This is a genomic window from Shewanella sp. 30m-14, from assembly GCF_052977125.1.
In genome coordinates this window covers 1-25,094 of record NZ_JBRILW010000005.1, presented here as the reverse complement: position 1 = coordinate 25,094, position 25,094 = coordinate 1, and the positions used below count along the sequence as shown (strand labels likewise).

Below are 25,094 nucleotides of genomic sequence, written 5' to 3'. Positions count from 1 at the left end.
TTCAATATGAGGTCAGTTTGCAAAGGATTTATTACGGCCTCGGCTTTGTTCGGGGGCTGCTTATCATTCAATGTTAGTGCTAATTCGACGTTGAGCTTTACCGAATCTACCATTAACGCGCCTTTTGAGTTAACTCACCCGATTATCGCTGCCGACCTGTTATCGCAACCGGGTAAAGAGTTAGTTGCATTTGGCGTTGATGGCTTGAGCCATCGCTGGATGGCTATCTATAAACTCGAACAGGGTCAATATACGCTGGCCTTTAAGCTTGAGTTGCCTCAAATGCTGCACAGTTTTGATATCACGCAGTATCAGGCTGGTGAACTGCAGCAGCTATATTTTCTTTCTCAAGATAAGCTGCAAGTATTGGTTAATAATGATCGTGTCGGACAATTGCAGATTGAAGCTGTGGCTAACATCGATTCTTTATCATTTAAAGATCGGCCTGACTTTATTAGTCGTGGTGAGTTTATTGAGGATCTTAATGGCGATCAACGCGATGACATCTTGATCCATGACTTTAATCAAGTACACCTTTTCTTGGCCGCAGAACAAGGTTTTGTGCGCCAAACTCTGCCGATTAAACCTCAGTCTCGTTTGTTTGATGATGGCGCGACTTATACTCAGTCTACACTTTATGTCAGTGATATTGATCTCGATGGTTTGGTCGATATCGTCAAAATTGGTGAGGGGGAGCTGGAAGTTTATAAGCAGACTCAAGCTGGCATAGAAACTCAAGCCAATGCTCAAGCTAAAGTCAAAATTCAAAGCAGCGTTCAAAGCAAAGCTCAAGCGAGAATTCAAGCCAAAAATGAAACTCAAGTCGAAGCTCAAAGCCTAGAACGTAGAAATACTTCAGAAGGTGTTCGGGGCTTTGATCCTATTGCTGAGTTTATTTCGGTGAGCCAGCCTATCAGCGGAATTGACTGGTGGAATAAGCGTGATGCTTATGGAGAGCAATTAGATCAAAGTGAGCTGGTGTACCGCAAAGTCGAAGAGCTTAAAGATCTCAATAATGACGGTATCACCGATATGGTGATCCGTTATACCAAGAGCAGCGGCGTGTTCGATAGAGTTAACGATTATGAGATCTATCTGGGGGAAAACAAGCAAGGAAAGTTAGCTTTCCCGAAGGTGGCTAGCAGTGTTGTTAGGGCTGAGGGGACATTAACGGGCTTGGAGTTTATCGATATCGATAATGACGATAAAGATGAAGTGATGGTTGCTGGCTTCGATATTGGAGTGTCGCAAATTATCGGCGCATTACTGTCGGGCAGTATAGACCAAGATGTTCATCTGTTTAAGATGGACTCGAATGGTCGTTTTAGTGATGACTCAAACGTCACTAAAGAGGTAGAGCTTAATTTTAGTTTGAGCTCGGGACAAACCGGTAGCCCAGTGGTGAAGCTGGCCGATCTCAATGGTGATGGTTTAAAAGATCTGTTGCTGTCTGATGATGAGTCGACCTTGAAAGTCTATTTAGGCCAGCGCGGTGATAGCTTGTTTAGCCGTGACGCACAAAAGCATGAGCTTAAACTCCCTGTCGAAGGTGGCATGTTAAAGACAGAAGATCTTAACGGTGATGGTCGAGAGGATCTGTTGATCAAATATGGTCGACAAGACGATAAGAAACTCGCGAATCAATTTAGAGTGTTATTGGCAAGTTAGCTCGTCCGATTGATATTTACCCCATAAATAAGCGGCTTTAGTAAGGCTGCTTTTTTGTTTCTGAAATGCGTTTCCTGACCATTTATCTGTTCAATCTTGCCGTTTTACAGGCATATTTTCGAAAACTCACACAAGTTTACAAAGCTATTCAAAGCCTTGCTGTTCATTTCACAATCTGACAGTTCTTGACGTATTTTGAGTGTCATAAGTAGCGCACTTATTGCTAATTAGTTAAGGAAGATAAATGAAATTTACACGGTGGGCAGGCGCTGGTTTGTCATTAGTATTGCTAAGCATGGCAGGCTGTAGCTCTGATGATAATGAATCAAGCAGCAACAGTAGTTATATCCAATATTATAATGCTTCGCCAAATAGCACTGCGACAAGGTTAGTATTGGATGACTATCCATACTCCGACGTTGAATACGCCGATACTATGCCTAGATATGAGTATCTGACGGGGAACGTAGAGTTAGAAATTACAGGGTTTGATGCGACAAATGATGAGCAATCCCTCTATCAGTCGATTGTTGAGTTGGGTAACACTGAAAACCATCTGTTTATGCTAGTTGGAGATTATAGCGAGCCCGAGTTTGTCGATATTAACTATAACCGTAGCGAAATGGATGAACTTAATAATGATGAAAGTGGTGATTACAGTAAGATGCAGGTGTTAGTTGCACATGCTGCGATGGGAGAGCCTAGTTTTGATCTGTATTTTGCCAAACAAGGTGAGGAGTTTGGCTCAGCAGTAATGCTTGATTCTCTTAATTACAAAGAGCACACCACTGAGCAGATGTACGATACCGGAGAATATGTACTCTACCTCACTAAAAGCGGGGAAACAGTACCAATTTATACCACCGCGACACTCGAACTGAATGCTAACACTGTGTATAAATTAATTATTCGCAATAGCTTTGGCCCTGGGGTTCCTAAGCTGACGGTCGATAATGTTGATTCTACAGGGACGCCTGAAACGCACGCAAATATTGATGCCAATGCAGAGTTTCGCTTCTTTAACGGGTTAAATGCGACTCATACAATCAATGCGCAGATTGTGAGTAACGAAGAGTCGCAATATCTTTATGATCTGAATCAAAACCAACTCACAGAATTTAAGGACATTGGCTATAACGATTATGGCGTGAGTATTGTCGACAGTACAACGAACGCTGTTCTTGCAAATAATCTATTGGTGACCTTCAATCAAGACGAAAGCAAGTCCATTTTATTGTATGAAGATGAAATGGGCCAAACCAATGGCATGACCATCAGTCACGATCATCGTCCAAGAGCCTATGAGCACCAGATTAGTTTGGCCAATTTGGTCTCTGATTTTGACGAATTGATGATCTATTTTGTACGAGCAAGCGAGACGATTGAGTCTGCCCAATACAAGCTTACAGGACTCGAGTTCACTGAGCTAGGCGTGATTAGCTTACCTTCTGATGACTATGAAATTAGTGTGGTTTTTGAAGATGAAAATGACACATTAACTTTATTGTATCAGTCAGATGTTGTGCAATTTAGTCAAGCGGGGAATTACACCATGGTGCTAAACAAAGATGATGATGAGTCTCTGGGCTATCGACTGACAACCTTTCAATAGTTGCTAATGGATTAATGATGGGGTGCAGAGGCGAAAATCACATTAAGCGTATTTTATTTGAATAGAGTTAGCGCGTTAATTTTTTGATTTCGTTGGGGCGAAAAATAGTGTTTCCCGCCTCTGCTTTAACAGGGTACAGCCTGTTAATTTAACGACGACCGAGTAGCTGCTTTATACGTAAAGCGAGCTGTTTGGTCTGTTGCATAATGGGCAAAGAAGTTGATTTTGAACCTCGCTCATTTTCATGAATAATGTGATAAACGGTTTTTGTCGACAGTCCATAATCTTTAGCAACGTCCGATAACAAACGGCCGTTATTTTTGACTTCGTTGATAACTTTAAGGTTCAGGTTCATAGCATCCATCGGCATTCTCTTTTTAAGTTCTAATGTTAAAACATCAGTGGTTTGGACGTCTTTGAGCGTGGTGACGGAGTTCCCATGGCAAGGTTGTCTAGCTTGACCTTGTCGTTACTCACGAAACAGAGTTTGTTATTATTTTTTTAGTGTCTGTGAATACTCAATAATATATATGCTTAACATATGCCAAAGCCGCAATATATTTAAAATCATTACATTTCATAAGGTTAAATTTGCCGAGCTTACTGTTATGCATGGAACCTGCGAAATCTTGCTCAAAAATGGTGCGCGTGCGCACTATATTGGTGCGTAGATATGTCGGGGGACAGCAGAGCTGCGCTACGGCAGAGGCTATTGGCTACGCTATTAATTCAGTGTTAATTGCTCGATTTTGAATCACTTAACAAGCGAGTCCATTGTCTAATTTGCTGTGGTTTATATACTGCTTTGCAAATACAACTTATAAGTGGCCGCTTTTGTGACTCACACAAGTGGTTGGGAGTGGTTCAAATGAGCGTAAAGCGTAGTTCTTATCTTGCTGGTGGCCTTATCGCCGCCATGATGGTGTCTGGTTGTCAAACAACTAATCCTTATTCCAACGAATCTCAAAATGCTAAAGCGACCAACGGCGCCCTGATTGGTGCTATTGCTGGTGCGGCGATTGGCGTTGCGTCTTCAAGTAAAAACGATCGCGGTAAAGGTGCATTGATCGGTGCTGCGTCGGGCGCTGCATTAGGTGGCGGTATTGGTTACTACATGGATGTGCAGGAAGCTGAGCTTCGTAAGCAGCTGCAATCATCTGGTGTCAGTGTGACACGTAGCGGTGATAACATTATCCTTAATATGCCAAATGACGTGACGTTTGGTGTCGATCAAACGGACTTAAGTCAGCGTGCTCAGCAAGTGCTAAATAGCGTTGTGTTGGTCGCGCTTGAATATGATGAAACCAAGTTAAATGTAATGGGCCATACTGATAGTTCTGGCGCCGAGTCATATAACTTAAGGTTATCGCAAGTGCGTGCGAGTGAGGTGGCGAACTACATAACTCATCAAAAGGTACCAGCGCAGCGAGTTGCTTCACATGGTATGGGTGAGTCAAAGCCAATTGCTTCGAATCAAACGAAACAAGGTCGCGCTGAAAATCGTCGTGTAGAGATTATTTTAAGCCCGATGCCAAACGCATAACGTGCAATCGTTAATGCGTTGAATTAATGCCACTCTTGAGTGGCTTTTTTATGTCCTAACCTGCTGTCGTGTCGGTGTTATTTATTCCTATCAATATATGAAATTGAGCTAAAGTCGGTCTCTAAGACTGCTATGATTTATGGCGGCAGTAATATGAGGGGGGATGAGACTTTTTGTCTTGTCTGCCTAATGATACCGTGATTGAACTCTCGGGTTTGGCAACTAAAGTTAGTTTGCTAAAAGGCAAGTATTGTTATTTGGTTATAGATGATTTGTCATTGCTTAAAATGAGTGCCTTTATTTAAAAACGAATATTGATAATGGAAAAAATGATGAAAAAATGGATGCTAGTTTCACTTCTAAGCTTACCTTTTGCTGTTAATGCTAACCCCATTGAGTTGAGAGCGGCAGGCAGTTTAAAAAATGCTATGAATGATATTGTTAGTGCCTATCAGGCAGCGAGTGAGCAAACCGTTCATGCTGATTTTGGACCGTCAGGATTATTACTTAAGCGTATAGAGTCAGGTGAAAACACAGACGTGTTTGCCTCTGCCAATATGAAGCACCCACAAGCATTACAAGCTGGGGGGAAGGGCAGTAGCGTAGTGATGTTTGCGCGCAATCAGATGTGTGCCATTGCTCAGCCGAGTGTCAAGATCAACAGCGAGGGGGTGCTAGCTGCGATGCTTGATCCTAACGTGCGATTAGGTACCTCAACGCCCAAAGCCGATCCTTCAGGTGACTACGCCTGGAAAATATTTGCAAAGGCTGACCACTTACAGGCTGGAGCGACGGCTAAGCTAGAAGCCAAAGCATTGCAGCTCACCGGTGGTGAAAACAGTGCAAAAGCGCCTAAAGGCCGTAATACCTATGCTTGGGTGATGGAAAATAAACGCGCCGATCTGTTTTTGACTTATTGCACCAATGCGGTGCTGGCTCAGAAAGAGGTCAAAGATCTGCAAGTTGTTCAGCTGCCTGAGCCTTTAAGTGTTGGAGCTAATTATGGTTTGATTGTACTCGATGATGCCCAACAAGATGCCTGGAAACTGGCGATGTATATTCTCTCTGAACCCGGGCAAATGATCCTCGCTGACTACGGTTTTGATGCCCCATTAAAGCAATAGGATTTGTAATCAAAAGGCCGCAATAGCGGCCTTTTGATTAGTCTTTAATAACTAATTTGATAACGAACTTGATAACTAGTTAAGTAAGAAAATCGTGGCTAAGCCTAGGAAGGCAAATAAGCCAATCACGTCGGTGACAGTGGTTAATACCATCCCCCCTGCTAATGCAGGATCGATGTTCATCCTCTTTAGCATAAGAGGGATCGTTGCCCCTGCAAGACCCGCTACCGTCATATTGATGAGCATAGCGCCAGCAATCAAGGCTCCCAAGGCGATATCGCCTTTCCATATCCATACAGCGACAAAAACGAGAACAGACCACAGCAAGCCGTTGAGGAAGCCAATGGCGAGCTCTTTACCTATCAACCAGCGAGAATTGCTTTTACCGATTTGGCCAAGGGCAATACCGCGAATAACCAGAGCTAAAGTTTGGTTACCAGCAACGCCGCCCATACTGGGAACAATAGTCATCAGAATCGCGATCGTGGCAAATTGTTCAATCGTGCCTTCGAACATATTACTGACTGATGCCGCGAGTAATGCCGCGAATAAGTTAACGGTTAACCATAGTGAGCGGCGAAAGGTACTTTTTAATACTGGACCAAAGGTATCAGTATCGTCGTCCATACCTGCCATGCCCATCATAGAGTGTTCGGCGTCTTCACGAATAACGTCGACCACGTCATCGATGGTAATACGGCCAAGTAGCTTGTTGTCAGCGTCGATAACGGGGGCCGACACCCAGTCATGTCGTTCAAATAGCTGCGCCACTTCGCTGTCAGACATGCCAATAGGGATCCCTTCAAGATCCGACACCATTATTTCACGTACTGAGGCGTTTGGGTCACAGGTCAGCAGATCTGCAATACGTACACCACCTAACACGCTGTCTTGTTTATCGACCACATATAGCATGTCTGTGGCTTGCGGAAGTTCACCGCGGATCCGCAAGTAGCGCAAAATCACGTCGATATTGACGTCTGGCCTTAAGGTAACCGTATCGGTATTCATCAAGCTGCCAGCAGTGTCGTCAGGGTATGACAGCGCTTGTTCGACACGCACGCGATCTTGCTTGGTCATTGACTGCAAAACTTGCTTAAAGATGCTGTCAGGCAGGCTTCGCAAAATATAGGCTAAGTCATCGGTGTCCATGTTTTCGGCGGCTTTTGCAACGCGCTCTGGACTCATCTGAGCAATGAGACTGTCTTTAAGCTCTTCACCGAGTTCGTCGAGGATTTCACCTGTGTGTTCCTGGTCAATCAGTTGCCATAGCACTTGACGAGTACGAGGTGGAGAAGATTCGAGAATAAAAGCAATGTCCGTTGCAGCCATATCCTGCAACATGTTGCGGACGTGGACAAACATACCGTTGCCTAATGCTTGAGTCAGCTGATTGAGACGTTGGTCAGTTGTTTGATTATCTAAGACTTCAATCGGCATAGCTCCCTCACTGGGTCGTTTTAAAGGCGCTTATCATAACGTAACTCAAGAGTATTTATGTGCGGTAGCTAGGAAATTCATTAGGAAAATAACGAATTAATTATCTTCATCAAATCTGGCATCAATTAATTGGCAAATGGCATCGAGCGCTGCTTGGGCGTCTGTCCCGGTTGCAACGAGTTGTACCGTTTTTCCCATTCCTGTTTCTAACATCAATAAGCCTAGTACACTTGTAGCCGAGGCTTGTTTCTCACCTTGAATGATGGTGATCTCAGCATCAAATTCGGAGGCTAAAACAACGAGTTTTGTGGCAGCGCGAGCGTGAAGACCTAGTTTATTGCAGATGGTAACTTCACGTTCAATGGTCGGCATTTTTTAGCTCACGGTGGCGGACTTGTATTTTATGTTTGCCATCTTTGAAGTGAGCAGCAAGGCGCTCAGTGATATAAACCGATCGGTGTTGGCCACCGGTACAGCCAATCGCAATGGTAAGGTAGCTACGGTTGTTACGTTCTAGATCGGGTAACCAAGTTTCGAGTAGATCTTCAATCTGTTTAATAAACAGGTTGACCATTGGGCGTTCATTTAAGAAATCTTGTACTGGTTGGTCGAGCCCAGTCATAGGGCGCAGGTCGGGCTCCCAATGTGGGTTTGGCAAAAAACGTACATCAAACATAAAGTCAGCTTCGGTTGGCATACCATGTTTAAAACCAAACGATTCGAAGTTGATCATCAACTCTTTATCAAGATTGCCAAGTAGGATCTCACGCACCTGATCATTAAGATCGTAAATGTTGAGATTTGAGGTATCGATATAATGATCGACAATGTTGGCTAGCGGCTCTAGCAAGCGACCTTCTAGCGCAATGGCCTCTTTAAGCGAAATGTTATCGTGCGATAAAGGGTGCAGACGACGGGTCTCGTTATAACGTTTAAGTAGCACTTCATCGCTTGAGTTAAGGAAAAAGCTTAATAACTCAACCCCATCAGGCAGAAAAGTGAGGTGCTTAACCAGCTCATCTTTCTTTTCTGGCAGGTTACGAATATCGACACTGATGGCGACAAGCTTAGTGTTACCCGATAGCTCTTTGAGTAAGGTCCCCATCATTGGCAAGGGCAGGTTATCGACACAATAATAGCCGAGATCTTCTAGCATTCTTAATAGAACGGACTTACCTGAACCGGAGCGACCTGAGACTAAAACAAGCTTCATCGTATGATTACCTGATAGACATTAAACAAAATGTATGATTTTTGTGGTTATATTGTGTAAGTGTATAGATTAACTTTTTTAAGGCTGAAAGCAAGAAGTTGAGCGGGTGAATAAGAATAAATAATATTGCTGTAATAATTACTTAGGTCTTTAAATCATTTACCTTTTGTGTAAAAAATAAATAACTTAAAGACCTGAGTAGTTAGCTATTGGGTAATGACTTGGTATAGCTCTGATTCATTGCTGGTCTTTCTCAACTGCTTAACCACCGCTTTATCGTTGAGTTTTTCAGCCATACAAGACAGTGTTGCTAAATGTTGCTCACACTGATCAGATGGCACCAATAAAGCAAATAGAATATCGACAGGCTGCTTATCGAATGAGTCAAATGGGATAGGAACTTCACATTTAACTAATACTGCAACTGGACGTTCTATATTCGACAGCCTTCCATGAGGAATCGCTATACCATTACCTATTCCCGTGCTACCCATTTTCTCTCGTGCCAAGAGACTTTCAAAGATCTCTTGTGAAGAAAGGGTTGGGTACTGGACAGCGGCAATGTCACTGATTAACTCCAGTACTTTTTTCTTACTGCCCGGAGTGGCGCAGGTAGTGCACTCCGGCTGCAGGATGGTACTTAGTTCCATCGTTAGTGTTTAGTCAGCTTCTCTTTGTGTTTAATAACCTGACGATCTAGTTTATCGATCAGGGAGTCTATTGCAGCATACATATCTGCATGTTCCGAAATAGCAAATACTTCCCCTTTTTTAAGGTGAATTTTAGCTTCGGCAATCTGCTGCATTTTTTGTACATTCAAAATAACGTGCACATTATTGATCTGATCGAAATGTCGTTCAAGCTTTGTAAATTTCTCTTCTACATAACCGCGTAGTGAATCGGTGATTTCGATGTGATGTCCTGTCAGGTTGATTTGCATTATCGATCCTCCATGTGCCTAATTTTGAGTTATAAACTCTTACGTTGGTTTGAGGGCGGGATCAGCATCGCTTCTCGATATTTTGCAATCGTACGTCTAGCAACTTTAATCCCTTGTTCAGCCAGAAGCTGGGCCATTTTGCTATCGCTTAACGGTTTCCTCTGGTTTTCAGCTGCGACTAATTTCTTAATAAATGCCCTAATTGCTGTCGATGAGCATTCTCCGCCATCGTCGGTACCCACATGGCTTGAGAAGAAATATTTTAGTTCAAAAATGCCCCTTGGGGTGTGCATGTACTTCTGTGTGGTAACGCGTGAAATGGTAGATTCATGCATTTCAACAGCTTCGGCAATGTCATTGAGTACCATAGGTTTCATGGCTTCTTCACCGAACTCAAAAAAGCCTTGCTGGAATTTGACGATACAGTTTGTCACTTTCAATAAGGTGTCGTTGCGGCTTTCCAGGCTCTTTATAAACCACTTAGCTTCTTGCAGGTGGCCACGGATAAATTGACCGTCGGCCTGATTCGTTGTGCTACGCGCCATTGATGCGTAATGCTGATTAACATTAATCTTAGGCATATAGTCAGGATTTAGCTCTACCACCCAGCGACCTTTTTTCTTGCTGACAGACACGTCGGGAATGACGTATTCATCTTTACTGCGTGCAATGGCAAGCCCAGGTCTTGGGTTAAGAGTTTGGATCAGTGTGATCGCCTCACGTAAATCATCCTCTTTGAGTTTGGTTTTACGCATTAACTGCCTAAAATCACGCCCCGCAATAAGGTCTAAATAGTCTTTAATCAGTAATCTTGCATTTTCAATGTGCGGTGTATCTGCGGCATATTGTGCTAGCTGGATAAGTAGGCATTCACTTAAGTTGCGGGCGGCAACACCGATAGGATCAAAATGTTGAATTCGTTTTAAAACGGCTTCGACTTCATCGAGTTCAGTTTCAGGATCGCCCATCGCTTCGAGAATTTCGTCACAGCTCTGGGTTAAATAACCTCGTTCATCGATCGCATCAATAATCGCGGTGGCGATAGCAAGATCGTTATCTGAAAATGGGGTGAGGTTCTTTTGCCACTCAAGATGCTCATATAAGCCTTCGCTAGTCTCGCCTTGGAATGGCATGTCATCTTCACGACTTACGCCTGAGCTAGCATTAGAGGAAACGGTGTAGACTTCATCCCAAGTGGTATCCATAGGCAGGTCATCGGGCATGGAATCTTGGGTGAGGGCTTCGGAGGTGTCAACGCTTGCGCTATCTTGGGTGAGTTCACTATTAGAGTCATTTACAGAGTGATCTTCATCGTTGATCATATCGCCATCTGACTGCTCTTCATCTAGCTCCAGTAACGGATTAGAATCTAATGCTTGTTGGATCTCTTGTTGCAGCTCTAAAGAAGACAGTTGTAACAGGCGAATGGCCTGTTGTAACTGGGGAGTCATAGTGAGCTGTTGACCCATTTTGAGCTGGAGTGACGCTTTCATTTTACCGCTATTCCCTACACTGTAGTTAAACGTTAAAGCTCGTTGAACTGGCGAAGGTTGCTCAAAAACTCAACACGTTGATTTTTTTTTGGAAATAATTCCATATTGAGTTTTTCAGCTTCCATACTGTGAATTAACTATAGCCTGAATTGTTCACCTAAGTACACCGCTCGAACCTGTTGGTTGTCCAAGATTTCGGCAGGTGTACCTTCAGCAATCAGATTTCCGTGGCTTACTATGTAAGCACGCTCACAAACGTCCAAAGTTTCGCGAACATTATGATCGGTGATCAGTACGCCCAGACCGCGACTCTTAAGTTGTTCAATAATTTTTTTAATATCGATAACTGAAATGGGGTCAACACCCGCGAACGGCTCATCTAACAAGATAAACTTTGGATTAGCTGCGAGTGCCCGAGCAATTTCTACCCGGCGGCGTTCGCCTCCAGACAATGCCATACCTTGGCTGTCACGAATGTGAGTGATATGAAACTCTTCGAGTAGATGCTCAAGTTGTTCTTCACGTTGCTCGTTATTGATGTCATGACGAGTCTGTAAGACGGCCATGATGTTGTCACGTACTGACAGCTTTCTAAAAATACTGGCTTCCTGAGGTAGGTAACCGATACCTTTACGGGCGCGTAAATGCATAGGATCGAGCGTAAGATCGTCATCATCAATAAAGATCTTACCCTTATCACTCTGTACTAGGCCAACCACCATGTAGAATGTCGTTGTTTTTCCTGCACCGTTTGGGCCAAGCAAACCAACAATCTGACCTGTCTTTACGGTTAAGCTAACATCTTGTACGACGGCACGATTTTTATAGCTCTTAGCAAGATTGACCGCTTTTAAGGTGATTTGGTTCATTGCTGTTCCTGCTTTTTCGCTGGCGATTCTGGTTTCTCTTCCTGATAGGTTTCAGGCTGAATAATGGTGATAACTCTGTCATCGCCCTTGCCAGTACTTTCTGCAATAAGCTGTTGCAAACTGATGTTGTATTTAATGCGGTTACCTGTGACCTGGCTACCGTCTTGCGCTAGGGTGGCTTCGCCGACTAAGGTGAGTGTGCGCGTAGCAAGTTCGTAGCGGATCTCTTTTGCGCTAGCCGTTGCCGGGCGTCCATCATCCATTATTTGGGTGTAAGTGGCTGGGTTACCAGTCGCCACAAGCGTTTTACCGCTCTTATCTTCTTTTGAGAAAACCCGTAGCTTATCGGCATTCATCTTGATTGTGCCCTGAGTGACTTCGACAGGCCCAAAAAAGATAACCTGATTATTCTTGATATCAGCTTCTTGGCTAGCGGCCGCAATTTTCACCTCTTGCATCAGGTCATCAACTTTAGCAACAGAGCTGAAACTGAGCAGACAAAATAGGCCTGCAAGGATAGATTGATTGTATTTCATAGCGTCCTTCTACTCAGCTAAAGCGTTTTCTTTAGCTAGTATGAGTGTAAAATTGTTCAATATGTTGGCGTTACTGAGCTTCGTAGATACCTTCTACTTGGCTGATTAGTTTTACGCTCTGGGCATTCAGGTCGGCATATAAGCCTACACCTTGAATGACGAATTCGTTGCCAGTGACGTGGATAATTTCATCTGACGTCATGATCATAGTATTCAAATCAAGATCTAAATAGCTGGTGCTTAACGTCTGTATCGGCTCTTCTGGGCTAATCGAGTCGATAATAACATTGTTTTCTAGCGTTACCTTGCCAGTGACTTTATTCAGGCTGCCTTTATCACTTTTAAGTCGCCATTCGGCTAGGCCATCATCAGGGTAAATGAGATAAACAGGCTCAGTAAAATAGGTCATATTGACGCTATCAAAGTGTTCCATGTGTTTCGCTGTTACTTCGCTATTGATGAAGCCTAACTCGTTATATTCGATGCTACGTAGATCATCGATAATATAGTCGGGTCGCTGACTTGTATCGATATTCAGCTCCTGCTCGCTTTTTTTAGACTGAACTTGCCAATAGAGCAAAAGTGCAGTGCCAAAAAGTGCGATTATCGCAAGGGTGACGCGGTTCATATACTCATCCCATGAGCTGAGTCAAACTTGTCTTGGCTTAATAGTAGTAAATCAGTGAGTTCGCGTAGGGCGCCGTGGCCGCCTTTAATATGGGTGGTCATTTTTGCATGTTGTTTTACATATGGGTGACCATCGGCCACACAAACGGAAAGACCAACCTGCTGCATAACGGGCAAGTCCACCATGTCATCACCAATATAAGCGACCTCTTCAGGGCTAACATTATAAAGTGATAGCAGTTCATTATAGGGGGCTAACTTGTTATCGACACCTTGGTAGATGTGGGTAACGCCTAGAGCGGTAAACCTGTCTTCAACGATTTGTGATTTACGACCGGTGATAATCGCCACTTGGATGCCACTAGATAATACTGAGCGTACGCCATATCCATCACGAGTATGGAATGTTTTAAGTTCTTCACCGCTGTTGCTCATATAGACTAGGCCGTCGGAAAACACGCCATCAACATCGCAAATGAGTAGTTTTATCTTGCTGGCTGCTTGCCAGACTACATCGCTAATAGGGCCGTATAAACCTTGCTTGGACATATTAAATTACTCCTGCTTTGACCATATCTAGCATGTTTAATGCGCCAACAGGCTGTTGTTTGTCGTTAATCACGATTAAACCATTAATACTCTTAGTATCCATGACTTTTAATGCTTCTGCTGCAAGCACGTTATCGGTAATGGTGACGCAGCCTTTAGTCATCACCTCTGCGATAGGAGTAGTGCGTAAATTGACTTCAGCGTCGATAACCCGGCGTAGGTCACCATCGGTGAAAATACCGACTAAGGTGTTGCTGGCATCAACAACCGCTGTCATGCCTAAGCCTTTTTTAGAGATCTCGTACAGCGCCTCAGTAATACAGATATCATTTTGCACACTTGGTAACTCACAGCCCTTATGCATGACATCACTGACTTTAAGTAGCAATTTTCGCCCTAGGCTACCGCCGGGGTGAGACAGTGCAAAGTCATCTTGAGTAAAGCCGCGCGCTTGCAATAACGCAACCGCTAGGGCATCGCCCATGACTAATGTTGCTGTGGTGCTCGACGTTGGTGCAAGCCCAAGTGGGCAAGCTTCTTCTGGTACTTCAATGCAAAGGTGCAGTTGCGCCAGCTTCGCCATATTAGAATCTGGCTTACCCGTGACAGAGATCATTGGCAGCCCCATGCGCTTAATGACTGGCATTAAGGTTAAGATCTCACTCGACTCACCTGAATTTGAAATCGCAAGTACGATATCGTTCTCACTCAATACGCCTAAGTCGCCATGGCTAGCTTCACCGGGATGCACAAAAAATGCAGGTGTACCTGTGCTGGCTAGTGTGGCTGAAATCTTGTTGCCAATGTGTCCTGATTTGCCCATGCCCATCACGATAACTTTACCTGTGCATTGCAATATTAATTGGCAAGCTTGGGCAAATTCTGAAGAGTCAATGTACTGATACAGATTATCGAGTGCTTGTTTCTCGATATCGATGACCTTAGTACCCCATTGGCGTAGTTGATTTGCATCTACCATTTCTTGGTCTCTCTTTAAATTGCTGCTTAACGTATCGCACCCATTGCTAAGATAGGAAGAGTAATGCCTGGTATGCGATAAATGTAATAAGTAATACTACGCCATGCCATGGTTTTAGCTGTCTGGCGCGTCCAGATAATAAGATCAGTATTGCAAGTGCGCTGCTTGTTGCAAGCACCATATAAAAATCACGGGTACTCGCCGCTGCATCAACAGCGCCAGGCGCTATAATGCCAGGTATAGCAAGTACCGCTAGAATATTGAATAAGTTTGAACCAACTATGTTACCGATCGCAAGGTCATCTTCTTTTTTTAAGACTCCGGCAATACAAGCGGCGAGTTCTGGCAGACTGGTACCGACTGCAATAATGGTTAAACCGATAACTAAATCAGACAAATGATACGCTTTAGCGATCCCTACTGCACCTTGTACCATCCAGTCTGCGGATAATGGTAACAATACCATACCCACAATCAGCCATAAAATGGCTTTACCCGTTGGGACGTCGGCAGGCACTTCGCTTTCTGCTTCAACGGCTAATGCATCTTTGTCTTTACTGTTTAAGCCATGCCAGATTAGGTAACCCATTAAAGCGATAAATAGCACTAATAAGCTAATGCCTTCGATACGGGTTAAAAAACCATCGTAAAGAAAGTAACCTACAATCACTGTAGCGACTAGCATCATTGGGATTTCACGTTTGAGTGTCTGTGAGCTCACCGAAATTGCGCCGAGCAAAGCGGTGATCCCCAAAATTAAAGTGATGTTAGCGATGTTAGAACCTAGTACGTTACCAATTGCGGTATCAGTCATGCCTTCGAGTGATGCGGTCGCCGCAACGAACATTTCAGGAGCCGAACTCCCCATAGCGACAATCGTTAAACCAATAAGCATTGGCGGTAAACCAAGGTTACGAGCAAAGGCTGCTGCACCGTAAACAAACTTATCGGCACTCCAAACAAGGGCGCCTAAGCCTGCGACTAACATAAAAATATTAAATAACATCGATTCTTAGTATTTTGGGGTATAGCCGCGTATTTTCGCTGTAATTGAAGAAAAATGAAAGTATTGAGGTGAGATAGTCTTGATTTGGTTGTGCCTCTTTAGTCAATTACGTACAATTTCTCCCTTTCCGGTACGGAAAACGGAAGTTTCCATTATTAGATGCAGGGTGCTTGCATGACTGAAATCCCCAAAACATTGGTTGAAACTCAAGGTATGACCTTTAGCCGCGGCGAACGTGTCATTTTTCAAGATGTCAGCCTGTCGATACCTCAGGGTAAAGTTACCGCGATCATGGGCCCAAGCGGTATCGGAAAAACCACACTACTTAAGCTTATTGGTGGGCAGTTAACCCCTGATAGCGGAACAGTAAAATTCGATGGCGTAGACGTACATAAGTGCAGCCGCAGTGAACTGTTTGCTCTGCGTAAACGTATGAGTATGCTGTTTCAAAGTGGTGCGCTGTTTACCGACATGAATGTATTCGATAATGTTGCTTTTGCACTAAGAGAGCATTCAGGTCTACCAGAAGAGATTATTCGCCGAATCGTATTGATGAAACTCGAAGCCGTAGGGCTTAGAGGCGCCGCGCAGATGATGCCGACAGAGCTGTCCGGTGGTATGCAGCGCCGAGCAGCATTAGCACGCGCAATTGCATTAGAACCTGAGATGGTGCTTTACGATGAGCCATTTGCGGGGCAAGATCCGATCTCTATGGGAGTGCTGGTTAAGCTTATTCGTGAACTGTCAGATGCACTCAATCTCACTTCTGTTGTGGTATCTCATGATGTGGTAGAAGTGCTTGGCATTGCAGATTACGTCTATGTGTTGGCAGACAAGCGCATTATTGCTCACGGTACACCAGAAGAGCTGCGTTTGGCCGATAATCCGCAATTAAAGCAATTTATTGGCGGCGAACCCGACGGCCCGGTGCCGTTTCACTATCCTGCAGAAGATTATAAGAAGGAACTACTCCGTGAGCTTGATTGATCAAATTGCGCGATTAGGTAAGTCTGCAATTGAGTTAGTGGTAGGGCTTGGACAAGCCGGCTTAATGCTATGGGGCGCAATTGCACATCGCCCAAGATTTCGAAAAGGCACCCCATTACTGCTAAAGCAGTTGTATGTTGTGGGCGTGCAGTCGATGGTGATCATCTTGGTTTCGGGTCTGTTTATCGGCATGGTACTCGCGCTGCAGGGCTATAATATTCTTGTGGGCTTTGGCACTGAAGAAAGTCTTGGGCCGATGGTGGCTTTGAGCTTATTAAGGGAGTTAGGCCCGGTAGTGACTGCGCTACTGTTTGCTGGCCGAGCAGGTTCGGCGCTAACGGCAGAGCTTGGTCTAATGAAGAGTACCGAACAGTTGGCGAGTCTAGAAATGATGGCTATCGACCCGCTTAGGCAAATTATTGCACCACGTTTTTGGGCGGGAGTGATCAGTTTGCCATTGCTAGCCTTGATGTTTACTGCTGTAGGGATCTATGGTGGCCACATAGTTGGTGTGGAGTGGAAGGGCATTGATAGTGGTAGTTTTTGGTCGATATTGCAGGCGTCAGTTGAGTGGCGACAAGACATTGTTAACTGCATTATCAAGAGCTTTTTATTTGCGGTGGTGGTGACATGGATTGCACTTTATCGTGGCTATCATGTTATCCCTAATCCTGAAGGGATTAGCCGTGCAACGACGCAGACGGTAGTTCAATCGAGCCTAGCAGTTTTAGCATTGGACTTTTTGCTGACAGCGATGATGTTTGGCCAGTAATTTTTACGGTGACGCAGGAAGCTTCCACGTCGTTAATTATTGTTTAGATTTATTGAATAGAGTGGTAAATGAGTTATGTTGACAAGGAAAATTGAGATTCTAGTCGGTCTATTTTTATTGTCCGGGTTGGCAGCCTTTTTAGTATTGGTGTTTAACGTTGCCAACGTCGAGGTCAAATCGGGCGATAGCAGTTATACGCTGTACGCCAAGTTTAGTAATATTGGTGGTCTTAAGGTACGCTCTCCCGTTAAAGTGGGTGGCGTGGTGGTTGGTCGTGTGAGCGAAATCAATCTTGACCCTGAGAAGTTGGTGCCAGTAGTCAGCATCGCCATGGATAAGCGTTATCAGTATTTTCCTGAAACCAGCACCTTATCTATTTTAACCTCAGGCCTGTTAGGTGAGCAGTTTTTAGGGCTAACGCCAGGGTTTATGGACGACGATATTGAATTGTTAGCCGATGGCGACAGTATTGAGGACACCCACTCAGCACTAGTATTAGAAGACTTGATTGGTCAGTTGCTGTATAGCATGGGTTCAAAGGATTAACCTTCGGTAAGCTATTGGAGTATACGAATATGTTTAAAAGTATTTATCGCAGCATTATGTTCGTCTTGATGGCGGTGTGTAGTCTAGGTGCGCAGGCTGCAGACGCAGTGGCAAGTGCTGATATCGACCAAACCAATCCTTTTACTATGGTTGAAGAGGTCGCAAATAAGACCTTTGCGCGTTTTCATCAAGATGAAAAGCTGATTGCCTCAGATCCGGATCATTTAAAAGTGATTGTGACGGAAGAGTTGATGCCGTATATCGACTATAAATACGCATCTTATAAGGTGTTAGGCCAGTATTTACGTGAGACGAGCAAAGATCAACGTGACCGTTTTGTTGAGGCATTTCGAGACTATTTGGTTTCAACCTATGCGCAAGCGTTTACTGAATATACCGACCAAACTGTAGAATATGGTAGAGCTGAAGATTTTGCCGATGAAAAGTTTGTCAGTGTTAATGTGCAAGTTGTTGAACAAGGCCGCCCTCCAATTAAGTTGCAGTTTAAAGCGCGTCGCTTAAAAAACGGTACATGGAAAGCGTTTGACTTAGTTGCTGAAGGGGTAAGCTTGTTATCATCGAAGCAATCAGAGATTACTAACCTTGTTCGCCAACAAGGTATTGAGTCAGTGATAACCATGCTCAAAGAACGCACTGCTGAGCGCATTGACTTAAACGCCAAAGAGAAACAGAGTTAGTGGCAAGTTTTAAGCAGCAAGGGATTAACTGTGCGGTATCGGGTCGACTAGATCAAGATGCGGTACGTAGTCTATGGAATAGCCGCAATAGTATTTTAGCGCCTGAGACTGCATTTTTGCAGCTTTCTGGCATTGAGTATTGTGACAGCGCTGGGGTGGCATTTTTACTTGAGTTCGTCAGTATATTTGCCGCCAAAGGTGCAAGCCTTAAGTTAGTCTCGCCTTCAGAGCAGCTTAAGAAATTTATTATATTATACGATTTAAACGACTTCTTTATTGAAGAAGCTAAGTAAGGTGAATAGTTCCATGGAATGCAAAGAAATTGAAACCATCCTTTTAGACGCGCTTTCTTTAGAGGAAGTTAAAGTGACCCAAGAAGGGACACACTACAAGATTGTTGCTGTAGGTGAGTGCTTTGACGGCATGGGACGAGTGAAACAACAACAGACAATTTACGGCCCATTAATGGCCCGCATTACTAGCGGTGAGTTACACGCTATTACGATTAATGCATTCACGCCAACACAATGGAAGCGTGAAAAAGTTTTTAATATGTAATCGCGGATTTAGAGAGTTAAAGTGGATAAATTAAAAATAGAAGCAAGTGGTGCACTTGCTGGAAACGTGGTTATCTCAGGTGCTAAAAACGCTGCCTTGCCAATCTTAATGGCGGGCGTGCTGGCCGAGACAGACTTCAATGTTTCTAACGTACCAAATCTAAGAGATGTGAACACAAGCTGCGAATTGCTTCGCTGCTTAGGTGCTGAAGTGACTCGCTCTGGCACAGATAAAGTGTGTATCTCAACAACCAATCTAAATGAGTTTTGCGCGCCGTATGAGTTAGTAAAAACCATGCGTGCATCGATTCTTATTTTGGGCCCTTTACTTGCACGATACGGCACTGCCGATGTGTCTTTGCCTGGTGGCTGCGCCATCGGTGCGCGCCCAGTTAACTTGCATTTGCAAGGTCTTGAGCAGATGGGCGCACAGATTGAAGTGCAAGAGGGCTACATTAAGGCTCGTGTTGATGGCCGCCTAAAAGGCGCGCATATCTTTATGGATATGATTAGCGTTGGCGCGACAGAAAACTTGCTAATGGCAGCATCATTGGCCGATGGTGAAACCATTATCGAAAACGCTGCCCGTGAGCCTGAAGTGGTCGATCTGGCAAACTGCTTGATTGCTATGGGTGCTAAAATTGAAGGTGCGGGTACCGATACCGTGCGTATTCAAGGTGTTGAATCGCTAAAAGGCTGTGATTACAAAGTCATGCCAGATCGCATTGAAACCGGTAGTTTCCTGGTTGCTGCGGCTGTGACCCGTGGCAAAATCCGTTGTACTAAAGCGGATCCTAAGTCACTTGAAGCGGTTTTGGCAAAGCTTGAAGATGCAGGCGCAAACATCACCACAGGTGATGACTGGATTGAGTTAGATATGCAGGGCAAGCGCCCTAAAGCTGTCAATATCAAAACAGTGGCGTACCCAGGTTTCCCTACTGATATGCAAGCGCAGTTCTGTGTGTTAAACGCACTCGCTGAAGGCACGTCAACCATTACCGAAACGATTTTTGAAAATCGCTTTATGCATGTTCCTGAGTTAAGCCGTATGGGCGCAACGATGGAGCTTGAAGGCAATACGTGTATTATTCATGGTATTGAAAAGCTTAATGGTGCTCAGGTGATGGCAACGGATCTACGTGCGTCAGCAAGCTTAGTGATTGCAGGCCTTGTGGCTGAAGGAACCACTATCGTCGATCGTATTTACCACTTAGATCGTGGTTACGAGCATATTGAAGACAAATTTAAGGGATTGGGCGGACACGTCGAGCGCGTTAAGTCTTAAGATAAATCCTGGTGCAACAAAGAAGCCACTTAAGTTTTTTACTTAAGTGGCTTTTTATTTTTTGAACTCACGCAACTTACAACCTGACGAAACAAGAAGCAGATCAAATCATACTTAATAGGTAGGTGCTAAGGTGTACCCATGCCTGTTTTTGTCACGTTTAATATTTATCTTTTCTACGGCCTCGTTTTTTTCTCGATGGGCTGCGCCGTCCTGTTTCGTAACTTTCGTTATAGTCAGCTAAAAATTGCCCCCACATTATGGGCGCTAGCGGTTTTTGGGTTTTCCCATGCGTTTCATGAATGGTCAGAGCTTTACGTGCTCATTTTTTCCGATGATATCGCACCTGAATATCGCCTACTGACACAATGGCTCTGCTTGGTAAAGCTATTTTTATCCTACGCGGCCTTGATGGTATTTGCTTGGTTGATATTAACCATTAGCAATAAACGCCTTGCTTATATCGGACATGGACTGATTATCGCCTTGTTGCTTAGTTACGGATATTTAGTGATCCCTGACTTGCACCACCTCTCAGTGAACAAAACCGGGTTTGAAGAAGCGAGCCGCTATACGCGTAGCTTGATCGGGTTTGGTTCTGCGGCTTTAGCGGGTATTGGTATGATGGTTTATGGCAACAGTTTGCGTCAAGATGAGCATGGTTATGGTCAGTACTTTGCTCTTTGTGGTGTTGGGTTAATGATCTACGGAGTGCTATCAGGTTTGGTGCCCACGGATTATCATCATAGCGTACCTGTGTTAAGAACCTTAGCCGGTGGTCTTATCTTAATTGCACTGTTTAAGGCGCTTAAAGTCTTTGATGTAGAAAAAGAGCAAGCCACAGAAGCAAAACTTAAGCGAGCTATTGAAGCTGATAAGTACAAGGCGATTGGTCAGTTGGCCATGGGGGTTGCCCATGAAATTAATAACCCGTTAGCCTCATCGACATTAGCGCTCGATCTTTGGGAGCGAAAACACCCACAAAGATCAGAGTCTGAAGCCAATTACTTAAGCCGCGTCCGCCTAGGGATTGAAAGAGCCTCTTCAATTAGTAAAGAGTTACTCAGTTATGCGAGGCCTGCTTCGGGCAAGCGTAGTTTTATCGCCATTAACAATGTACTCGATTCGGCCGTAAAGTTACTGGCACACCGCACTAAGCAGCATCACATTGAGCTTGAATGCAGTGCGAGTATCATTTTATATGCAGAAAAAATTAAGCTCGAAGAGCTGTTTATTAATTTGCTTTGCAATGCCATTGACGCCTCTCATCCCCATAGCGCTATTCTTATAAAAGCCACTCAAGATGATGAGAAGGTCCATATTTCAGTTGAAGATTCGGGTAACGGCATGACTCCTGAGCAACTGTCTCGTGCAACAGAACTGTTCTACTCCAGCAAGGCAATAGGGCAAGGTACGGGTTTAGGTTTAGCGATTTGCGAGCAAATCGTGTCTCTACATAATGGGAAAATGCATATTGTGAGCAGTAAAGAACAAGGCACACGAGTTGAACTCACTTTTTATCGGGGGCACCATTCATGACCGCAATTTTACTGGCTGAAGACGATATTGAACTGAGCGAAAATATAGTTGAAATTCTAGAGTTAGAAGGGTTTTCCGTTACAGCAGTGACGAGTGCTGAAGCAGCGATTGAGGCGAGTGATAGGCAGCACTTCGATATTGCCTTGATGGACTTGTTGATGTCGGGGATGACCGGGGTTGAAGCTATTTCTAACCTGCGCCAAAACCAACCCTTACTCGCAGTCATTATTATCACAGCCTATGCTACTGTCGATACCGCTGTGGATGCGATGAAAAAAGGTGCTGATAGCGTGATGACTAAGCCTTTTAAAAGCCATGAGCTTATCGTAACCATAAGACGAAGTTTAGCGGAGAAGCAACTATTCAAGAGCCGTGTCGATCTTGACCCAGATTTAGTTTATGGCGCTCTGGCTAATCCTTATCGGCGTAAAGCCCTTAAAGTGCTTGCAACGCATAAAGCGCTGAAGTTTATGGATCTATGTCGTTTAGTTGAAATTGAAGACCATACCAAGTTTAATTTCCATCTGCGGCAGTTAAAGAAGGCAGGACTTGTTACGCAAAATGAGAGTAAGATCTACATTTTGACAAACACTGGTCAATTTGTGATAACAAATCACAACATTTCTCATGGTTGATTTTTTATATTAAACAATGCGTTAGATGTAAGCTGATAACAAAAGCTCACAACTTTCTCGTACTAGTGAATTCTAATTATCTATCTCTTTAGTAGTAACTCTTCAATACTTGAAACATGTCCAAAGAGGCATATCAATCGCCATTCTCTGCAACGTTGGCGATGTGAATAGCAATGTTGAGGATGAACTTATGAACACAACAATTCCATGTAAAAAACTATTACTCGCGAGCATGATCACCATGTTGGTTGCTTGTGGTAGTGATAACGATAACGAAGTAAACCTACCTGTTGAGAACACTGCGCCTGTCGCAGTGGCTGATTTTGCCAATGTTTTGGCTGAAGATGTAGTGACAATTGATGTACTTGCCAATGATACCGATGCAGATGGTGATACCTTATCCATCGTGTCAGTAGATTCCGATAGCGCTGTCGTTAAAGATGGCAAAGTCGACTTTACAGCAGGTTCTGAAACGGGCGAAGTGAAGTTTAACTACACCATCACCGATGGTACCGATGAAGCATCTGCTGTGGTGACTGTGACTGTTGAGGCGCAACCTGAGCCTGAGCCGCTAACTTATGTTGGCAGCGCGGCATGTGCGGGATGTCATAGTGGTAAATATGAGACCTTTAGTAAAACGGGTCATAATTTTAAGATCCAAAAAATTGCTAACGGTGAGCAACCTGCTTTCCCCTATACTCCTGAGGAGTCGATTACAGGAGCTATTGACTTACTTCAAATTGCAGGCCCTGATGCTGACGGCACAACGAACAACGCCTTAGGTGCACCAACAAGCTATGACGATGTTACTTATGTCGTCGGTGGTTACCACTGGAAGATGCGCTGGTTAGATGCCGATGGTTATATCGTTACTGGTACCAATGTGCAGTACAACATACGTAACGCAGAGGGTGAGCTTAATATCCCCGATAACCACCTTAATGACCCCGATGTGATGGGTAACTATAAAACGGGTGATATGAACTACCAATACAAGTGTGGCAATTGTCATACTACTGGTTGGAAACGCACTACCGAAGGAGATGATGTTCGTAATCTAGAGCGTCAAGATGACCTACCAGGTATGGGCGGCACATTTGCTGAGCAAGGTATTCAGTGTGAATCTTGTCATGGCGCGGGTAGTGAACATATCGCTGCACCATCAAAAGATAATATCACTAAGATAGCTATGGCCCGCACTACGGAAGACTTCTTAGCTGAAGATATGGCTTTTGGTAAAGCGGTTACTTGTGCTGAGTGTCATACTCGTGATGGTGAGAAAGATTATCCAACTTTTGTCAGTGCTTATAATGTTGCCTTCCCTGACGGTAGCAAAGTGGGTGGTCGTATTATCTCAAGTAGTGGTCTATCTAAGCATCACCAGACTGGCGATGAAATGCTAGGTGTCGTTCCTGAGGATCATGGTACTTACAAAGCGGGCGAAGAGATTGGTCCTAAGAGTGGTATGGCGTGTACCACTTGTCATGACTCTCACAAGTCGACGGTCAATCAAGACAGCGCTGATGGTCTACACACTGGTGCAGTGAAAGAGTGTACCGCTTGTCATGATAAAGAGTTTGCTGAAAACACTTGGGCTGCTGGGCCGCATAAAGCCGCTGAGTGTACCGACTGTCATATGCCAAAGCTTGCCAAGAGCGCCGTCACTCATTTAGGTGAAGATGGCACAACAGTATTTGGTGATGTGAAGTCTCACTTGTTCACTATTGACCTTGACCCAGCGGCAAAGCAGTTCACCGAAGATGGCAAGTTCCAAATGCCATGGTCTACCGCACAATACTCTTGTGGTGAGTGTCATGCAGACTATACACAGAGAGCTGAGGCGTTACCTAAAATCCATAAATAAAAACAAAATCATCATTATTTAGTCCCTCCCGACAAGCCACGCTAAGCTATTTAGCGTGGCTTTTTTTGTGCGCCGAAGGTTGAGCTGCGAACGATAAACCTGAACAAAGTTTAATCTGGAATTGATGAACGACTCAGTAGGGATTGTTATAGTCGTAATGACACAAGAAAGGGAGAGCAATATGTCATTATGGATGAGAGCCACTATTTTAGTTGGATTAATCAGCGCGGCAATAGTCTGTTATATCGCGGGAGCGGCAAAAGGGGCGACAGGCCTAGTTATTTTGGGTGTGCTATTTGAATTGGCATTTTGGGTTGGTCTGTTCAAACAAAATAGCAGGTTCTAGGAAAGGCTAAGAAAGATCCTAGGTTCTAGGAAAGCAGGAAAAGCCAAGAAGCTAAAGCTAAGGCTGTAAAGGTGAATAGGGTTGAGACTGTTGAAGCTGGTGCAAGAGCAAGTCGATTCAGCAAGAGAATAAGCATTAAATGAAAAAGGCAAAACAGCTGAACTGTTTTGCCTTTTCGCGTTTTATGTTTTGCTAGAACCTAGAACCTAGAACCTAGAACCTAGAACCTAGAACCTAGAACCTAGAACCTAGAACCTAGAACCTAG

28 protein-coding genes are annotated in these 25,094 nt (G+C 44.2%); 15 read left to right on the top strand and 13 right to left on the bottom strand.

Features of this window, described 5'->3' with window-relative positions; all coding sequences use genetic code 11:
- Window positions 1-6 precede the first annotated feature (6 nt).
- Together ACVBIU_RS05235 and ACVBIU_RS05230 are read left to right on the top strand one after the other, a co-directional pair.
- Window positions 7-1,668 carry an FG-GAP repeat domain-containing protein gene (locus tag ACVBIU_RS05235; protein ID WP_447163232.1) on the top strand — a complete coding sequence of 554 codons (1,662 nt, stop codon included), beginning with the start codon at window positions 7-9 and terminating at the stop codon, window positions 1,666-1,668.
- Between the two features lie 244 nt (window positions 1,669-1,912).
- Window positions 1,913-3,280: a hypothetical protein gene (locus ACVBIU_RS05230; protein ID WP_447159648.1), complete on the top strand. Its 1,368-nt coding sequence runs from the start codon at window positions 1,913-1,915 to the stop codon at window positions 3,278-3,280.
- A gap of 148 nt (window positions 3,281-3,428) precedes the next feature.
- On the opposite strand, the gene ACVBIU_RS05225 is transcribed toward ACVBIU_RS05230, so the two are convergent.
- Entirely contained in the window at window positions 3,429-3,644 is a 216-nt protein-coding gene (locus tag ACVBIU_RS05225) for a transposase (RefSeq protein WP_447159647.1), read from the bottom strand.
- A gap of 504 nt (window positions 3,645-4,148) precedes the next feature.
- On the opposite strand from ACVBIU_RS05225, the gene ACVBIU_RS05220 reads away from it, so the two are divergent.
- Both ACVBIU_RS05220 and ACVBIU_RS05215 read left to right on the top strand, forming a co-directional pair.
- Window positions 4,149-4,823: an OmpA family protein gene (locus ACVBIU_RS05220; RefSeq protein WP_447163231.1), complete on the top strand. Its 675-nt coding sequence runs from the start codon at window positions 4,149-4,151 to the stop codon at window positions 4,821-4,823.
- Window positions 4,824-5,155: 332 nt separating this feature from the next.
- Window positions 5,156-5,947 (top strand): molybdate ABC transporter substrate-binding protein, encoded by a 792-nt coding sequence (locus ACVBIU_RS05215; RefSeq protein WP_447159645.1) that lies wholly within the window; start codon window positions 5,156-5,158, stop codon window positions 5,945-5,947.
- A gap of 75 nt (window positions 5,948-6,022) precedes the next feature.
- Here ACVBIU_RS05215 and mgtE read toward each other — a convergent pair whose 3' ends face one another.
- From mgtE to ACVBIU_RS05155, 12 genes are all read right to left on the bottom strand, one after another.
- Complete coding sequence (gene mgtE / locus ACVBIU_RS05210; RefSeq protein WP_447159644.1) at window positions 6,023-7,387, bottom strand: magnesium transporter; 1,365 nt, start codon at window positions 7,385-7,387, stop codon at window positions 6,023-6,025.
- Between the two features lie 96 nt (window positions 7,388-7,483).
- Entirely contained in the window at window positions 7,484-7,759 is a 276-nt protein-coding gene (locus ACVBIU_RS05205; protein ID WP_447159643.1) for an HPr family phosphocarrier protein, read from the bottom strand.
- Window positions 7,746-8,600, bottom strand: a complete 855-nt coding sequence (rapZ, locus tag ACVBIU_RS05200) for an RNase adapter RapZ (protein ID WP_447159642.1) — start codon at window positions 8,598-8,600, stop codon at window positions 7,746-7,748. The genes ACVBIU_RS05205 and rapZ overlap by 14 nt, the downstream gene beginning before the upstream one ends.
- Window positions 8,601-8,806: 206 nt before the next feature.
- A complete protein-coding gene (gene ptsN, locus ACVBIU_RS05195; protein WP_447159641.1) occupies window positions 8,807-9,250 on the bottom strand; it encodes a PTS IIA-like nitrogen regulatory protein PtsN in 444 nt (147 codons plus the stop codon).
- Window positions 9,251-9,252: 2 nt separating this feature from the next.
- The gene (hpf, locus tag ACVBIU_RS05190) at window positions 9,253-9,540 is read right to left on the bottom strand and encodes a ribosome hibernation promoting factor (protein WP_447159640.1); all 288 of its coding nucleotides are present in this window, start codon (window positions 9,538-9,540) and stop codon (window positions 9,253-9,255) included.
- 29 nt (window positions 9,541-9,569) lie between these two features.
- Complete coding sequence (locus tag ACVBIU_RS05185; RefSeq protein ID WP_447159639.1) at window positions 9,570-11,033, bottom strand: RNA polymerase factor sigma-54; 1,464 nt, start codon at window positions 11,031-11,033, stop codon at window positions 9,570-9,572.
- A gap of 137 nt (window positions 11,034-11,170) precedes the next feature.
- Window positions 11,171-11,902: an LPS export ABC transporter ATP-binding protein gene (lptB, locus tag ACVBIU_RS05180; protein WP_447159638.1), complete on the bottom strand. Its 732-nt coding sequence runs from the start codon at window positions 11,900-11,902 to the stop codon at window positions 11,171-11,173.
- A complete protein-coding gene (lptA, locus tag ACVBIU_RS05175; protein WP_447159637.1) occupies window positions 11,899-12,438 on the bottom strand; it encodes a lipopolysaccharide transport periplasmic protein LptA in 540 nt (179 codons plus the stop codon). Before lptA ends, lptB begins: the two co-directional genes overlap by 4 nt.
- A 70-nt stretch (window positions 12,439-12,508) precedes the next feature.
- Window positions 12,509-13,066: an LPS export ABC transporter periplasmic protein LptC gene (lptC, locus tag ACVBIU_RS05170; RefSeq protein ID WP_447159636.1), complete on the bottom strand. Its 558-nt coding sequence runs from the start codon at window positions 13,064-13,066 to the stop codon at window positions 12,509-12,511.
- Complete coding sequence (gene kdsC, locus ACVBIU_RS05165) at window positions 13,063-13,614, bottom strand: 3-deoxy-manno-octulosonate-8-phosphatase KdsC (RefSeq protein ID WP_447159635.1); 552 nt, start codon at window positions 13,612-13,614, stop codon at window positions 13,063-13,065. The genes lptC and kdsC overlap by 4 nt, the downstream gene beginning before the upstream one ends.
- Window position 13,615: 1 nt before the next feature.
- Window positions 13,616-14,593, bottom strand: a complete 978-nt coding sequence (locus tag ACVBIU_RS05160) for a KpsF/GutQ family sugar-phosphate isomerase (RefSeq protein WP_447159634.1) — start codon at window positions 14,591-14,593, stop codon at window positions 13,616-13,618.
- Window positions 14,594-14,639: 46 nt separating this feature from the next.
- Entirely contained in the window at window positions 14,640-15,599 is a 960-nt protein-coding gene (locus ACVBIU_RS05155; RefSeq protein ID WP_447159633.1) for a calcium/sodium antiporter, read from the bottom strand.
- A gap of 174 nt (window positions 15,600-15,773) precedes the next feature.
- Here ACVBIU_RS05155 and ACVBIU_RS05150 point away from each other — a divergent pair, with 174 nt between their 5' ends.
- The 11 genes from ACVBIU_RS05150 (at window position 15,774) to ACVBIU_RS05100 (ending at window position 24,828) form a co-directional block, all read left to right on the top strand.
- Window positions 15,774-16,586 (top strand): ATP-binding cassette domain-containing protein, encoded by an 813-nt coding sequence (locus ACVBIU_RS05150; protein WP_447159632.1) that lies wholly within the window; start codon window positions 15,774-15,776, stop codon window positions 16,584-16,586.
- Complete coding sequence (mlaE, locus tag ACVBIU_RS05145; protein ID WP_447159631.1) at window positions 16,573-17,358, top strand: lipid asymmetry maintenance ABC transporter permease subunit MlaE; 786 nt, start codon at window positions 16,573-16,575, stop codon at window positions 17,356-17,358. The genes ACVBIU_RS05150 and mlaE overlap by 14 nt, the downstream gene beginning before the upstream one ends.
- Before the next feature lie 75 nt (window positions 17,359-17,433).
- On the top strand, window positions 17,434-17,904 hold the full coding sequence (mlaD, locus tag ACVBIU_RS05140; RefSeq protein ID WP_447159630.1) for an outer membrane lipid asymmetry maintenance protein MlaD: 471 nt from the start codon (window positions 17,434-17,436) through the stop codon (window positions 17,902-17,904).
- Window positions 17,905-17,933: 29 nt separating this feature from the next.
- On the top strand, window positions 17,934-18,602 hold the full coding sequence (locus ACVBIU_RS05135) for an MlaC/ttg2D family ABC transporter substrate-binding protein (protein WP_447159629.1): 669 nt from the start codon (window positions 17,934-17,936) through the stop codon (window positions 18,600-18,602).
- Window positions 18,602-18,895: an STAS domain-containing protein gene (locus tag ACVBIU_RS05130; RefSeq protein ID WP_447159628.1), complete on the top strand. Its 294-nt coding sequence runs from the start codon at window positions 18,602-18,604 to the stop codon at window positions 18,893-18,895. Before ACVBIU_RS05135 ends, ACVBIU_RS05130 begins: the two co-directional genes overlap by 1 nt.
- 13 nt (window positions 18,896-18,908) lie before the next feature.
- The gene (locus ACVBIU_RS05125) at window positions 18,909-19,160 is read left to right on the top strand and encodes a BolA family protein (protein ID WP_447159627.1); all 252 of its coding nucleotides are present in this window, start codon (window positions 18,909-18,911) and stop codon (window positions 19,158-19,160) included.
- A 21-nt stretch (window positions 19,161-19,181) separates the two neighbouring features.
- On the top strand, window positions 19,182-20,444 hold the full coding sequence (gene murA / locus ACVBIU_RS05120; protein WP_447159626.1) for a UDP-N-acetylglucosamine 1-carboxyvinyltransferase: 1,263 nt from the start codon (window positions 19,182-19,184) through the stop codon (window positions 20,442-20,444).
- 141 nt (window positions 20,445-20,585) lie between these two features.
- Complete coding sequence (locus ACVBIU_RS05115; RefSeq protein WP_447163230.1) at window positions 20,586-21,983, top strand: ATP-binding protein; 1,398 nt, start codon at window positions 20,586-20,588, stop codon at window positions 21,981-21,983.
- Complete coding sequence (locus ACVBIU_RS05110; RefSeq protein WP_447163229.1) at window positions 21,980-22,618, top strand: response regulator; 639 nt, start codon at window positions 21,980-21,982, stop codon at window positions 22,616-22,618. Before ACVBIU_RS05115 ends, ACVBIU_RS05110 begins: the two co-directional genes overlap by 4 nt.
- Window positions 22,619-22,808: 190 nt before the next feature.
- Window positions 22,809-24,482 carry an Ig-like domain-containing protein gene (locus ACVBIU_RS05105; protein ID WP_447163228.1) on the top strand — a complete coding sequence of 558 codons (1,674 nt, stop codon included), beginning with the start codon at window positions 22,809-22,811 and terminating at the stop codon, window positions 24,480-24,482.
- Between the two features lie 181 nt (window positions 24,483-24,663).
- On the top strand, window positions 24,664-24,828 hold the full coding sequence (locus tag ACVBIU_RS05100; RefSeq protein ID WP_447163227.1) for a hypothetical protein: 165 nt from the start codon (window positions 24,664-24,666) through the stop codon (window positions 24,826-24,828).
- Window positions 24,829-25,094: the final 266 nt, after the last annotated feature.

Excerpts from the sequence above, each read along its gene's own strand:
- ACVBIU_RS05235 (WP_447163232.1), top strand. The coding sequence starts at position 7 with ATGAGGTCAGTTTGCAAAGGATTTATTACGGCCTCGGCTTTGTTCGGG.
- ACVBIU_RS05230 (WP_447159648.1), top strand. The coding sequence starts at position 1,913 with ATGAAATTTACACGGTGGGCAGGCGCTGGTTTGTCATTAGTATTGCTA.
- ACVBIU_RS05225 (WP_447159647.1), bottom strand. The coding sequence starts at position 3,644 with ATGGATGCTATGAACCTGAACCTTAAAGTTATCAACGAAGTCAAAAAT.
- ACVBIU_RS05220 (WP_447163231.1), top strand. The coding sequence starts at position 4,149 with ATGAGCGTAAAGCGTAGTTCTTATCTTGCTGGTGGCCTTATCGCCGCC.
- ACVBIU_RS05215 (WP_447159645.1), top strand. The coding sequence starts at position 5,156 with ATGAAAAAATGGATGCTAGTTTCACTTCTAAGCTTACCTTTTGCTGTT.
- mgtE (WP_447159644.1), bottom strand. The coding sequence starts at position 7,387 with ATGCCGATTGAAGTCTTAGATAATCAAACAACTGACCAACGTCTCAAT.
- ACVBIU_RS05205 (WP_447159643.1), bottom strand. The coding sequence starts at position 7,759 with ATGCCGACCATTGAACGTGAAGTTACCATCTGCAATAAACTAGGTCTT.
- rapZ (WP_447159642.1), bottom strand. The coding sequence starts at position 8,600 with ATGAAGCTTGTTTTAGTCTCAGGTCGCTCCGGTTCAGGTAAGTCCGTT.
- ptsN (WP_447159641.1), bottom strand. The coding sequence starts at position 9,250 with ATGGAACTAAGTACCATCCTGCAGCCGGAGTGCACTACCTGCGCCACT.
- hpf (WP_447159640.1), bottom strand. The coding sequence starts at position 9,540 with ATGCAAATCAACCTGACAGGACATCACATCGAAATCACCGATTCACTA.
- ACVBIU_RS05185 (WP_447159639.1), bottom strand. The coding sequence starts at position 11,033 with ATGAAAGCGTCACTCCAGCTCAAAATGGGTCAACAGCTCACTATGACT.
- lptB (WP_447159638.1), bottom strand. The coding sequence starts at position 11,902 with ATGAACCAAATCACCTTAAAAGCGGTCAATCTTGCTAAGAGCTATAAA.
- lptA (WP_447159637.1), bottom strand. The coding sequence starts at position 12,438 with ATGAAATACAATCAATCTATCCTTGCAGGCCTATTTTGTCTGCTCAGT.
- lptC (WP_447159636.1), bottom strand. The coding sequence starts at position 13,066 with ATGAACCGCGTCACCCTTGCGATAATCGCACTTTTTGGCACTGCACTT.
- kdsC (WP_447159635.1), bottom strand. The coding sequence starts at position 13,614 with ATGTCCAAGCAAGGTTTATACGGCCCTATTAGCGATGTAGTCTGGCAA.
- ACVBIU_RS05160 (WP_447159634.1), bottom strand. The coding sequence starts at position 14,593 with ATGGTAGATGCAAATCAACTACGCCAATGGGGTACTAAGGTCATCGAT.
- ACVBIU_RS05155 (WP_447159633.1), bottom strand. The coding sequence starts at position 15,599 with ATGTTATTTAATATTTTTATGTTAGTCGCAGGCTTAGGCGCCCTTGTT.
- ACVBIU_RS05150 (WP_447159632.1), top strand. The coding sequence starts at position 15,774 with ATGACTGAAATCCCCAAAACATTGGTTGAAACTCAAGGTATGACCTTT.
- mlaD (WP_447159630.1), top strand. The coding sequence starts at position 17,434 with ATGTTGACAAGGAAAATTGAGATTCTAGTCGGTCTATTTTTATTGTCC.
- ACVBIU_RS05135 (WP_447159629.1), top strand. The coding sequence starts at position 17,934 with ATGTTTAAAAGTATTTATCGCAGCATTATGTTCGTCTTGATGGCGGTG.
- ACVBIU_RS05125 (WP_447159627.1), top strand. The coding sequence starts at position 18,909 with ATGGAATGCAAAGAAATTGAAACCATCCTTTTAGACGCGCTTTCTTTA.
- ACVBIU_RS05115 (WP_447163230.1), top strand. The coding sequence starts at position 20,586 with ATGCCTGTTTTTGTCACGTTTAATATTTATCTTTTCTACGGCCTCGTT.
- ACVBIU_RS05110 (WP_447163229.1), top strand. The coding sequence starts at position 21,980 with ATGACCGCAATTTTACTGGCTGAAGACGATATTGAACTGAGCGAAAAT.
- ACVBIU_RS05105 (WP_447163228.1), top strand. The coding sequence starts at position 22,809 with ATGAACACAACAATTCCATGTAAAAAACTATTACTCGCGAGCATGATC.
- ACVBIU_RS05100 (WP_447163227.1), top strand. The coding sequence starts at position 24,664 with ATGTCATTATGGATGAGAGCCACTATTTTAGTTGGATTAATCAGCGCG.